Source organism: Cellulomonas bogoriensis 69B4 = DSM 16987, from assembly GCF_000767165.1.
GTDB lineage: Bacteria > Actinomycetota > Actinomycetes > Actinomycetales > Cellulomonadaceae > Actinotalea > Actinotalea bogoriensis.
Map to the genome: position 1 here is coordinate 1 of NZ_AXCZ01000090.1, position 11,062 is coordinate 11,062.

Below are 11,062 nucleotides of genomic sequence, written 5' to 3' on the forward strand. Positions count from 1 at the left end.
CGCTGCTCCGGGCCAGGGGCGGTCCGGGGTCCGGCGCCCACTCTAGGCCAGCGACCAGCTGCGCCCGCAACCGCCGTTCACTCCGCCAGGCGCACCTGGTTCCGGCCGGCGCGCTTGGCCTGGTAGAGGGCGGCGTCCGCGCGGGACAGGAGCTCGCCGGCGTCGGTCCCCGCGCCGCCCGTCGCCACGCCGAGGCTCACCGTGACGTGCTCGCCACCGATCAGGTCGCCCCACTCCAGGGCTGCGATCGCCTGACGGACCCGTTCGCAGGTCTCCATCGCGCCCAGGGCCTGCACCCCGTCGAGCAGCAGGGCGAACTCCTCGCCGCCGTACCGTGCGGGGACGTCGCCGGTGCGCAGGGTGCCGCGCAGCTCGGCGCCGATGCGCGCCAGGACCTCGTCCCCGACCTGGTGGGAGTAGGTGTCGTTGACGTGCTTGAAGTGGTCGATGTCGAGCAGGGCGACGGCGAAGTCCCGCGGGTGCGCCTCGGTCCAGCGGGCCAGGGTCTGGTCCAGGGAGCGCCGGTTCGCCAGCCCTGTGAGCGCATCGTGCGACGCCTCGTGCGCGAGCCTCGCGTTGTGCTGCTCCAGGGCCGCGGCCCGCTTCCGCTCGGCCTCGGCGACCCTCTCGGCGCGTTCGACCTCCAGCCGTGAGCTCAGGAGCTCTGCACGCCGTTCGGCCACCGCCTGGTTGCGCCGGATCGTCAGCTCGTACAGCTCGTGCAGACGTTCCAGGGCCTCCACGGTCTGGTCCAGGTCCTCGTGGGCGGTGACCAGGGTACGCAGCAGCTCGGGTCGCTCCCCGGGTCGGTCCAGCTCATCGCACAGGCGCAGGCCCTCGGTCAGGACCTCCACGGCCTCCAGCGGCTCACCGCAGCGCACCAGCCACCGTCCGCGCACCCGGTGCAGGGCGAGCAGCTGCCGGGGCGCGGGGAAGCGCACCAGCATCGCGCGGGTGGCCTGCAGGACCTTGCCGGCGGCGGGCAGGTCCCCGGCGACCATGTGGGCCCCGACCACTGCCAGCCGGGCGTCCACGGCGGTCCGGCTCAGCCCGGCGGCGTCGGCCTCGTCCACGGCCTGATGGGCGATCCCCAGGGCGTGCCGGGCCGCGGTGAGCGCCCCGCGGGGGTTCGTCTCGGCGAGCCTGCCACTGGTCACGACGTAGGTCTTGGCCAGGTTCGTCAGGGCGATGGACGCCCGGTCGGGGTCGCCGGCCTGCAGCCACAGGCGACGCGCCTCGGTCAGCACCTGGGCGGCCTGCGGGGCGAACTGCACCATGCCGGTGTAGACGGTTCCCAACGAGTTGAGGATCTCCGCGGTCCCCGTGATGTCGCCGGCCTCGCGCCCCAGGTCCACCGCCCGTGTCAGCAGGTCGACGGCGTCCTCGACGTCCCCGAGGTCGTGGTGGACCAGTCCCCGGCACGCCAGTGACCGGGACTGCCACACCAGGTCGCCCCGGTGGTCCGCGAGCTCCTCGGCGTGCTGGGCGAGCTCGAGCGACCTGCGGTCGTCGCCGAGCAGGTGACGGGCGACGGCCGCGTAGTAGGTCAGGCGCATCTCGGCGTCCCGGTCGCCGCGCACCTGGGCGAGGGCGATGCCCTCGTCCGCCCGGCGCGCGCAGGAGGCCGCGTCCGAGTCGACGAGCAGCTCGAGGTCCTCCAGGAGCACGGCCCAGTCGGGAGCCGTGGCGGCCGCGTCGTCGCGGACCTGGTCCTCCACCGGCGGCATCACCCGAGTACTCCTCTCCTTGCGCGTCCACGCGCTCCTAGAGTGATCGGTAGCCAGAGGCCAGGGATGAGGAACCGCCCGGGCGAACCTGGCCGCTGGGCCCGGTTCCCGCCCGGCTACACTGGGCCACCACAGGCGTCGACCCGGCCATCACCGGCGAGCCTCCGGAAGAACAGGCTCGCGCGCGGGCCCCAGTAGAACCGGACGGGTGGGCCCGTCACAGCCTCAGTCGAGCGGTCGCCGGGCCACGGTCCGGGGGCAAGCGAGGTGGTACCGCGGCGTCCCGGCGTCGTCCTCGCACGTTGCAGCACCAGCACCGTGACGATGAGGAGCCACCCCGTGGTCTACCCCCTGCACCGCACGACCGACGTCGGCACGCCCGCGCCGGTCCCCGCCTCGCCCGACCTCCCCGACGTCGAGCGCCAGGTCCTGGACCACTGGCAGGCCGACGGCACGTTCCAGGCGTCCGTGGACCAGCGCCCCGCGGGCGCCCAGGGCGAGAACGAGTTCGTGTTCTACGACGGCCCGCCCTTCGCCAACGGCCTGCCCCACTACGGGCACCTGCTGACCGGGTACGTCAAGGACGTCGTCGGCCGCTACCGCACCCAGCGGGGCCGGCGGGTGGAGCGGCGCTTCGGGTGGGACACCCACGGGCTGCCGGCCGAGCTCGAGGCCGAGCGCGTGCTGGGCATCACCGACAAGGCCCAGATCGACCAGATGGGGATCGCCGCCTTCAACGAGGCGTGCCGCACCTCGGTGCTGCGCTACACCCACGAGTGGCAGGAGTACGTCACCCGTCAGGCCCGCTGGGTCGACTTCGACAACGACTACAAGACCCTCGACGTCACCTACATGGAGTCGGTCCTGTGGGCGTTCAAGCAGCTCCACGACAAGGGTCTGGCCTACGAGGGCTACCGGGTGCTCCCGTACTGCTGGCGGGACGAGACCCCGCTGTCCAACCACGAGCTGCGCATGGACGACGACGTCTACGCCCAGCGGCAGGACCCGGCCCTGACCATCGGTGTCCGCCTGGAGACCGGTGAGCTCGCGCTGATCTGGACCACGACACCCTGGACGCTCCCGTCGAACCTGGCCATCGCCGTCGGTCCCGACATCGACTACGTGGTGGTCGTCCCCCAGGAGGGCTCGGCGCTCGCAGGTGAGCGGCTGGTCCTGGCCGCCGCGCGCCTGTGGTCCTACGCCCGTGAGATCGGTGAGGAGCCCACCGTCCTGGAGACCCTGACCGGTGCCGAGCTGGCCGGGCGCCGGTACACGCCCCCGTTCGGGTACTTCGAGGGCCGGCCCCACGCCCACCGCGTCCTCCTGGGTGACTTCGTCACCACCGAGGACGGCACCGGTCTGGTCCACCTCGCCCCGGCTTTCGGTGAGGACGACATGGTCGTGTGCGACGCCGCCGGCATCGAGCCCGTCGTACCCGTGGACTCCAAGGGCCGGTTCACCGCCGAGGTCCGCGACTACGCCGGGCAGCAGGTCCTGGAGGCCAACGCCCAGGTGATCGCCGACCTGAAGTCCGGTGACGGCCCGCTGTCCGCGGTCGCCGAGGCCCAGCGCGCCGTCGTCGTCCGCCACGAGACCTACGACCACGCCTACCCGCACTGCTGGCGGTGCCGCAACCCGCTCATCTACAAGGCGATGTCGTCGTGGTTCGTCCGGGTCAGCGAGTTCCGCGACCGCATGGTCGAGCTCAACCAGCAGATCACCTGGGTGCCCGAGCACATCAAGGACGGGCAGTTCGGCAAGTGGTTGTCCGGGGCCCGCGACTGGTCGATCTCCCGCAACCGGTACTTCGGCACTCCGTTGCCGGTCTGGGTCAGCGACGACCCCGCCCACCCCCGCACCGACGTGTACGGCTCGCTCGCCGAGCTCGAGGCCGACTTCGGGCGGGTGCCCCGCAACGAGGCCGGCGAGCCGGACCTGCACCGCCCGTACATCGACGAGCTGACCAGGCCCAACCCGGACGACCCCACCGGCCGGGCCACGATGCGACGCATCCCGGACGTGCTGGACGTGTGGTTCGACTCCGGTGCCATGCCGTTCGCCCAGGTCCACTACCCGTTCGAGAACTCCGACTGGTTCGAGCACCACTACCCGGGCGACTTCATCACCGAGTACATCGGGCAGACCCGCGGCTGGTTCTACACGCTGCACGTGCTCGCCACCGCCTTGTTCGACCGTCCGGCCTTCCGCACGTCCCTCTCGCACGGCATCGTCCTGGGCGACGACGGCCGCAAGGCCAGCAAGTCTCTGCGCAACTACCCCGACCCCACCGAGATGTGGGACCGGTACGGCTCGGACGCGGTGCGCTGGACCCTGATGTCGTCCCCGGTCCTGCGCGGTGGGAACCTCGTGGTCGCCGAGGACAGCATCCGGGAGTCGGTGCGCCAGGTGCTGCTCCCGCTGTGGAGCACCTACTACTTCTTCACCCTGTACGCGGGCGCGGCCGCCGGCGGCGAGGGCTACCGGGCGCAGCCCGTCACCCCGGACCGCGCGCAGGGGCTGCCGCCCATGGACCGGTACCTCCTGGCCCGCACCCACGACCTGGTGAGCACCGTGACCGCCGCCCTGGACGGGTACGAGCTCGCCGCAGCGTGCGAGGCCCTGCGCGACCACCTCGACGTGCTCACCAACTGGTACGTGCGCACCCAGCGCGACCGGTTCTGGGCCGAGGACGCCGACGCGTTCGACACCCTGTGGACCGCGCTGGAGGTCCTCACCCGCGTCATCGCCCCCCTCGCGCCGCTGCTCGGTGAGGAGGTCTGGCGTGGCCTGACCGGTGGACGCAGCGTGCACCTGACCGACTGGCCCCGGACCACCGACCTCACCGCCGACGACGCACTCGTCCAGGCCATGGACCAGGTCCGCCAGATCGTCTCTGCGGCCCTGGGCCTGCGCAAGGCCAACGGGTTGCGGGTCCGCCAGCCGCTGCGCGAGATCGCCGTGGCCGTCGCCGACCCGGCAGCGCTGGAGCCCTACCGCGACCTGGTCGCCACCGAGCTCAACGTCAAGCACCTCACCCTGGTGGACCTGGCCGAGGTGGGGCCCGCCGAGCTCGGCGTGACCTCACGGCTCGCCGTCAACGCACGGGCCCTGGGGCCCCGCATCGGGCGCCAGGTCCAGACCGTCATCCGCGCCGCCAAGGCGGGGGACTGGGAGCAGACCCCCGACGGGGTCGCGGTCCGCACCCCCGACGGCACGGTCACCCTCCAGGAGGGCGAGTACGACCTCACGACCGTCGTCGCCGAGGGGCTCGGCGCCGACCGGGTCGCGGCCGTGCTCCGGGACGGCGGCGTCGTCCTGCTCGACACCGCACTCGACGACGAGCTCCGCGCCGAGGGCCTGGCCCGGGACGCGGTGCGCGTGGTCCAGGACGAGCGCAAGGCCGCCGGCCTGCAGATCAGCGACCGCATCCACCTGACCCTCACCGTCCCTGCCGAGCACCTGGACGCGGTGCGCACCCACCAGGAGATGATCGCCCGCGAGACCCTCGCGGTCGACGTGACCCTCACGGCCGGCGCGACCACCGGCGCGGCCGTCACCGTCGCAGGAGGAACCCCGTGACCGACGACCCCCGCGCCGACGAGGCGCTCAAGGAGGTCTACGCCGCCATCATCGACAGGGCGCCGGAGCACGACTTCGAACCCACCCTGGACCGTGTCCTGCAGGTGTGCGAGCTGCTCGGCGACCCCCAGCGCGCCTACCGCGTGGTGCACGTCACCGGTACCAACGGCAAGACCTCCACCGCCCGCGCCGTCGAACGGCTCCTGCGCGAGCACGGCCTGCGCACCGGCAGGTACACCAGCCCGCACCTGAGCAGCGTCACCGAACGCATCTCGGTCGACGGCCGGCCCCTGACCCCCGAGCGGTTCGTCGAGGTGTGGCAGGACGTCGCCCCGTACGTCCACATGGTCGACGAACGGTCCCGGGCCGCCGGTGGCCCACGCCTGAGCTTCTTCGAGGTCCTCACCGTCATGGCGTTCGCGGCGTTCGCCGACGCCCCCGTCGACGTCGCCGTCGTCGAGGTGGGCCTGGGCGGCACCTGGGACGCCACCAACGTCGTGGACGCCGACGTCGCGGTCCTCACCCCCGTTTCCCACGACCACGAGCGGTGGCTCGGTCACGACCTGGTCGACATCGCAGGGGAGAAAGCCGGCATCCTCACCGACGGGTGCACCCTCGTGATGTCCGAGCAACGTCCGGAGGCCGAGGGCGTCATCCTCACGGCAGCAGCCGAGAAGGGTGCCCGCGTCCTGCGCGAGGGCATCGACCTGCAGGTCGCCGCCCGGGACGTGGCGGTCGGCGGCCAGCTGCTGGCCCTGCGCACCACCGGCGGGCTCTACACCGACGTGTTCGTCCCGCTGCACGGGGAGCACCAGGCCCGCAACGTCCTGCTGGCGCTCGCGGCGTGCGAGGCGCTGCTGCGCGACGGCGGTGCCCTGGGTGCCGGCGCGGTGGAGACCGCGCTGGGGACCTTGGACTCCCCGGGCCGTCTGGAGCTCGTGCGGTCCTCACCGACGGTGCTGGTGGATGCCGCCCACAACCCGGCCGGTGCCCAGGCGCTGGCTGCGGCGATGGAGGAGGCGTTCACCTTTGAGCGCCTCGTGGGGGTGGTGGGGGTGCTCGACGACAAGGACGCCGAGCAGATCCTGGCCCCGTTGGAGCCGTTGCTGGACGAGGTGGTCGTGACCCGGTCGGGGTCGCCGCGGTCCTATGGTGTGGAGGAGCTGGCCGAGGTCGCCGTCGAGGTGTTCGGCGAGGACCGCGTCCACACCGCCGAGAGGCTGGACGAGGCCCTGGCCCGGGCGGTGGACCTTGCCGAGGGTGCGACGACGGGCTCGCCGACCGGTGCCGGTGTCCTGGTGACCGGGTCGATCACGGTGGTGGCGGAGGCCAGGGTGCTCCTGGGTGGGGGCTGAGTCGACGGGAGGAGCGGTCCGGTGAAGAAGCTCATGAACGAGGCGGACAGGTTCGTCCCCGACGTCCTGGAGGGGTTCGGGGCCGCGCACGCGGACCTGGTCCAGGTGCACGGCGACCCCTGGTTCGTGACCCGCCGCGACCGCGCGTCGGGGAAGGTGGGGCTGGTCAGCGGCGGGGGGACGGGCCACGAACCGTTGCACGTGGGATTCGTCGGCCACGGCATGCTCGACGCAGCGGTGCCGGGGCCGGTGTTCACCTCGCCCACCCCGGACGCCATCGTCGCGGCGTCGCGCGCGGCCGACGGTGGGCGCGGTGTGGTGCACGTGGTCAAGAACTACACCGGTGACGTGCTCAACTTCGAGACGGCGGCCGAGCTGCTCGAGGACGAGGGGATCGCGGTGCGGACGGTGCTGGTCGACGACGACGTCGCCGTCCAGGGGTCCACGTTCACCGCCGGACGGCGGGGTGTGGCCGGCGTGGTCCCCGTCGAGAAGATCGCCGGTGCTGCGGCTGAGCGTGGTGACGGGCTGGACGAGGTCGTGGCGGTCGCCGAACGGGTCGTGGGCCAGGTCCGGACCATGGGGGTGGCCCTGGCCGCCGCGACGGTGCCGCACGTGGGCCGGCCCGGGTTCGACCTGGCCGAGGGCGAGGTCGAGATCGGTGTCGGCATCCACGGTGAGCCCGGACGCCGGCGGGGGCCCCTGGAGCCCGCGGACGCCTTGACCGGCCACCTGGTGGAGCCTCTGCTGCAGGACCTGGCTCTGGGTGGCGACGACGAGGTCCTCCTGCTGGTCAACGGTATGGGCGGGACGCCGTTGTCCGAGCTCTACGTGGTGTACCGCGGCGCCCGTCGTCATCTCGAGGACGCGGGTGTGCGGGTCGCCCGGTCCTCGGTCGGGAACCTCGTGACCTCGTTGGACATGCAGGGGGCGTCGGTGACGACGCTGCGCCTGGACCCCGAGCTCATGGCCTTGTGGGACGCGCCGGTCCGGACCCCCGCGCTGCGCTGGTGAGGGCGGTGGTGCGGCACGGCACCGGTCTCGTGGCAGGCTTGCGTCGTCGGACGAAGGAGGAGCATGGCACTGGATGCGGCGTGGGCGGTGCGGTGGGCGCGATGGTCGGCCGAGGTGGTCGTGGCGGAGCGCGAGCACCTCGTCGAGCTCGACCGTCGCATCGGTGACGGCGACCACGGTGAGAACCTCGCCCGGGGTCTGTCGGCCGTCCAGGTCAAGCTCGGGCAGGTGCCGGTGCCGGACCAGGTCGGCGAGGTCCTGCGTCTGGTGGCCACCACGATGATGTCCACGGTGGGCGGGGCCGCAGGGCCGTTGTACGGCACGGCGTTCCTGCGTGCGGCCAAGATCAGCGGTGTGTCGTCGCTCAGCCCCGCCGCCGTCGTGGCGATGCTCGAGGCGGCGCTCGAGGGCGTGGTCTCACGGGGACGGGCGTCTCCGGGCGAGAAGACGATGGTGGATGCGTGGGCCGCAGCCGTGGGCGCCGCGCAGGAGGCCGAGGGTGCGGGGGCGGACCCGGTCGCGGTGCTGGCCGCAGCGGCGGACGCCGCCGAGGCGGGCGCACGGTCGACCGTGCCGATGGTCGCGACCAAGGGCCGCGCCAGCTATCTCGGTGAGCGCAGCGCCGGTCACATGGACCCCGGTGCCGCGTCGACCGCGATGCTGCTGCGTGCGGCGCACGCAGCCGCGGAGTCGTCATGAGCGTCGCGCTCGTGGTGGTGTCGCACTCGGCCCTGGTGGCGCAGGGCTGCGCCGAGATGGCTCGCCAGATGGCCCCGGACGTCCTGGTGGTCCCGGTCGGGGGTCTGGACGGTGGCCTGGGCACGAGCGTGGCCGCCGTCGCCGACGCGGTCGACGGGTGCCTGGGTGACGGGCTCGACGTGGTGGTCCTGACGGACCTGGGCTCGGCGGTGATGGCGGCCGAGACGGCCGTGGAGCTGCTCGAGGCCGACGCGGCTGCCCGGGTGCGGACCCCGGACGGACCGCTGGTCGAGGGTGCGGTGGCGGCCGCGGTGCAGGCACAGCTGGGGTCCGGTCCCGACGAGGTCGCGCGGGCGGCCACGGGCGCGGTCCCGGCGCTCGGCCCCGTCCTCCCGGACGGACCGGGTGCCGGGCAGGGTCGAGGACGGTCCGACGTGGGCGTCGGCACCGACGCGGTGACGGTGACGGTGACGTTGCGCAGCCCGCACGGGTTGCACGCCCGGCCTGCTGCATTGCTGGCCAGGGCGGTCGGCGCGACGGGGGTGCCGGTGACGGTCGACGGTGTGAACGCCGCGAGCGTCCTGGCGCTGATGAAGCTCGGTGCCCGCGACGGTCAGGAGCTGACGGTCGCCGGTGAGGGCCCCGGTGCGGGCGAGGCGGTCGCCGCGGTCGCCGAGCTGGTCCGGGCAGGGCTCGCGGACGCGTGAGTGGCGCCGGCCCTCACGTGGTTACCCTGGCGCGATGAGCAGCCCCACCTCGCGGCCCGGTGACCCGTCCCAGGCCCCGGGCGGCGCTCCGGACGCCCCCGGGCCGGTCGTGCACCGATCGGCGCGGCGGCAGTTCGCGGGGACGATCCTCGTGCTGGAGGCGTTCGTCGTCCTGTTCGCGACCCTGGTGGCCTTCGGGCTGCGGGTGGCGCCGGCCGGCGTCGTGTGGCTCCTGGGGGGTGTGCTCCTGGTGAGTCTCGTCCTCGTCGCGGGGCTTCTGCGTTGGCCCGCGGGGTACGTCGCGGGCTCGGCGCTGCAGGTCCCGGTGCTCGCCGTCGGTGTCGCGGTCCCGATGATGTTCGTCGTCGGCGCGGTGTTCGTGGTGCTGTGGGTGGTGGCCCTGAGGCTCGGCGCGCGCATCGACCGGGAGCGTCTGGAGCGCGGTCACCAGGTGCGTGGCCGTTAGGGTGCTGGCATGAGCGCTGCTGAACGCACCTTGGTCCTGGTCAAGCCCGACGGGGTCCGGCGCGGGCTCGTGGGGGAGGTCCTGCGCCGCGTGGAGTCCAAGGGCTACACGCTCGTGGCCCTCGAGATGCGGACCGCGGACGGCGAGCTGCTCGGCGCCCACTACGCCGAGCACGAGGGCAAGCCGTTCTTCGGCCCGTTGGTCGAGTTCATGGCCTCGGGCCCGGTCGTCGCCGTCGTCGTGGAGGGGCACCGCGCCATCGAGGGCTTCCGGTCCCTCGCGGGGAGCACGGACCCCACGTCGGCCGCGCCCGGCACGATCCGCGGTGATCTGGGACGGGACTGGGGCGTGGCGGTGACGCAGAACCTCGTGCACGGCTCGGACTCCCCGGAGTCCGCCGCGCGTGAGATCGGGTTGTGGTTCCCGGGGTTGGCGCCCGCGGCCTCCTAGGCTCTGCCCGTGCACCTCAAGACCCTGACCCTGCGGGGTTTCAAGTCGTTCGCGTCGGCGACGACGCTGCGGTTCGAGCCCGGTGTGACGTGCGTGGTGGGCCCGAACGGGTCGGGCAAGTCCAACGTGGTGGACGCCCTGGCCTGGGTGATGGGTGAGCAGGGGGCCAAGTCGCTGCGGGGCGGCAAGATGGAGGACGTCATCTTCGCGGGCACCTCCGGTCGGCCCCCTCTGGGGCGTGCCGAGGTCAGCCTCACGATCGACAACACCGACGGTGCCCTGCCGATCGACTACACCGAGGTGACGATCTCCCGGACGCTGTTCCGCAGCGGCGGGTCGGAGTACGCGATCAACGGCTCCTCGTGCCGGCTCCTGGACATCCAGGACCTGCTGTCCGACTCGGGCCTGGGCCGGGAGATGCACGTCATCGTGGGCCAGGGGCAGCTGGACGCCGTGCTGCGGGCCACCCCCGAGGACCGGCGCGGGTTCATCGAGGAGGCCGCCGGCGTCCTCAAGCACCGCAAGCGCAAGGAGAAGGCGCTGCGCAAGCTGGACGCGATGCAGGCGAACCTGACCCGGCTGACCGACCTCACCGCGGAGATCCGCCGCCAGCTGGGCCCCCTCGGCAAGCAGGCGGAGGTCGCCCGCCGGGCCCAGGGGATCCAGGCGGACGTCCGCGACGCCCGGGCCCGGCTCCTGGCCGACGACCTCGCCCAGCTGACCGCGTCCCTGGAGCAGGAGATCGCCGACGAGACCGCGTTGCGGGCGCGGCTGGAGCACGTCGAGCAGGCCTCGACCGCGGCACGTCGCAGGCTCGCGGACCTGGAGGCCGAGGCCGCTGCCGCAGCACCGGAGCTGTCTGAGGTGACCGACGTCTGGTACCGGCTGTCCTCGGTCCGCGAACGTCTGCGCGGCACCGCGACCCTGGCCGGGGAGCGGCTGCGCCTGCTCGGGTCGGCGGTGGACGAGGCCCCGGGACGTGACCCCGCTGACCTGGAGGCCCAGGCCGTCCGCGCCCGCCAGGCGGAGGCGGAGATCGCCGCCGAGGTCGACGTCGCACGCGCC

Annotated in this window: 9 protein-coding genes; 8 read left to right on the forward strand and 1 reads right to left on the reverse strand. The window is 73.2% G+C overall.

Annotated features, from left to right (window positions below; translation table 11 throughout):
* Positions 1 to 77 precede the first annotated feature (77 nt).
* Positions 78 to 1,727, reverse strand: coding sequence for a GGDEF domain-containing protein (locus tag N869_RS09250; RefSeq protein WP_156968468.1), 1,650 nt, complete (start codon positions 1,725 to 1,727; stop codon positions 78 to 80).
* Positions 1,728 to 2,051: 324 nt separating this feature from the next.
* Here N869_RS09250 and ileS point away from each other — a divergent pair, with 324 nt between their 5' ends.
* The 8 genes from ileS to N869_RS09290 form a co-directional block, all read left to right on the forward strand.
* Positions 2,052 to 5,306, forward strand: coding sequence for an isoleucine--tRNA ligase (gene ileS, locus N869_RS09255; RefSeq protein ID WP_035060608.1), 3,255 nt, complete (start codon positions 2,052 to 2,054; stop codon positions 5,304 to 5,306).
* Positions 5,303 to 6,661, forward strand: coding sequence for a bifunctional folylpolyglutamate synthase/dihydrofolate synthase (locus N869_RS09260; RefSeq protein ID WP_052105302.1), 1,359 nt, complete (start codon positions 5,303 to 5,305; stop codon positions 6,659 to 6,661). The genes ileS and N869_RS09260 overlap by 4 nt, the downstream gene beginning before the upstream one ends.
* A 21-nt stretch (positions 6,662 to 6,682) precedes the next feature.
* On the forward strand, positions 6,683 to 7,675 hold the full coding sequence (dhaK, locus tag N869_RS09265) for a dihydroxyacetone kinase subunit DhaK (protein WP_035060598.1): 993 nt from the start codon (positions 6,683 to 6,685) through the stop codon (positions 7,673 to 7,675).
* A gap of 63 nt (positions 7,676 to 7,738) precedes the next feature.
* A complete protein-coding gene (gene dhaL / locus N869_RS09270) occupies positions 7,739 to 8,374 on the forward strand; it encodes a dihydroxyacetone kinase subunit DhaL (RefSeq protein WP_035060600.1) in 636 nt (211 codons plus the stop codon).
* Complete coding sequence (gene dhaM, locus N869_RS09275) at positions 8,371 to 9,081, forward strand: dihydroxyacetone kinase phosphoryl donor subunit DhaM (protein ID WP_035060602.1); 711 nt, start codon at positions 8,371 to 8,373, stop codon at positions 9,079 to 9,081. Before dhaL ends, dhaM begins: the two co-directional genes overlap by 4 nt.
* Before the next feature lie 34 nt (positions 9,082 to 9,115).
* On the forward strand, positions 9,116 to 9,547 hold the full coding sequence (locus tag N869_RS09280; RefSeq protein WP_084136802.1) for a DUF4233 domain-containing protein: 432 nt from the start codon (positions 9,116 to 9,118) through the stop codon (positions 9,545 to 9,547).
* Positions 9,548 to 9,556: 9 nt separating this feature from the next.
* On the forward strand, positions 9,557 to 9,997 hold the full coding sequence (gene ndk, locus N869_RS09285; RefSeq protein ID WP_035060604.1) for a nucleoside-diphosphate kinase: 441 nt from the start codon (positions 9,557 to 9,559) through the stop codon (positions 9,995 to 9,997).
* Positions 9,998 to 10,006: 9 nt separating this feature from the next.
* On the forward strand, positions 10,007 to 11,062 hold a 1,056-nt coding region (locus tag N869_RS09290; protein WP_035060606.1), incomplete at its 3' end, for a chromosome segregation SMC family protein.

Coding starts and splice junctions, on each gene's coding strand:
- N869_RS09250 (WP_156968468.1), bottom strand. CDS start 1,727: ATGCCGCCGGTGGAGGACCAGGTCCGCGACGACGCGGCCGCCACGGCT.
- ileS (WP_035060608.1), top strand. CDS start 2,052: ATGAGGAGCCACCCCGTGGTCTACCCCCTGCACCGCACGACCGACGTC.
- dhaL (WP_035060600.1), top strand. CDS start 7,739: ATGGCACTGGATGCGGCGTGGGCGGTGCGGTGGGCGCGATGGTCGGCC.
- dhaM (WP_035060602.1), top strand. CDS start 8,371: ATGAGCGTCGCGCTCGTGGTGGTGTCGCACTCGGCCCTGGTGGCGCAG.
- N869_RS09280 (WP_084136802.1), top strand. CDS start 9,116: ATGAGCAGCCCCACCTCGCGGCCCGGTGACCCGTCCCAGGCCCCGGGC.
- ndk (WP_035060604.1), top strand. CDS start 9,557: ATGAGCGCTGCTGAACGCACCTTGGTCCTGGTCAAGCCCGACGGGGTC.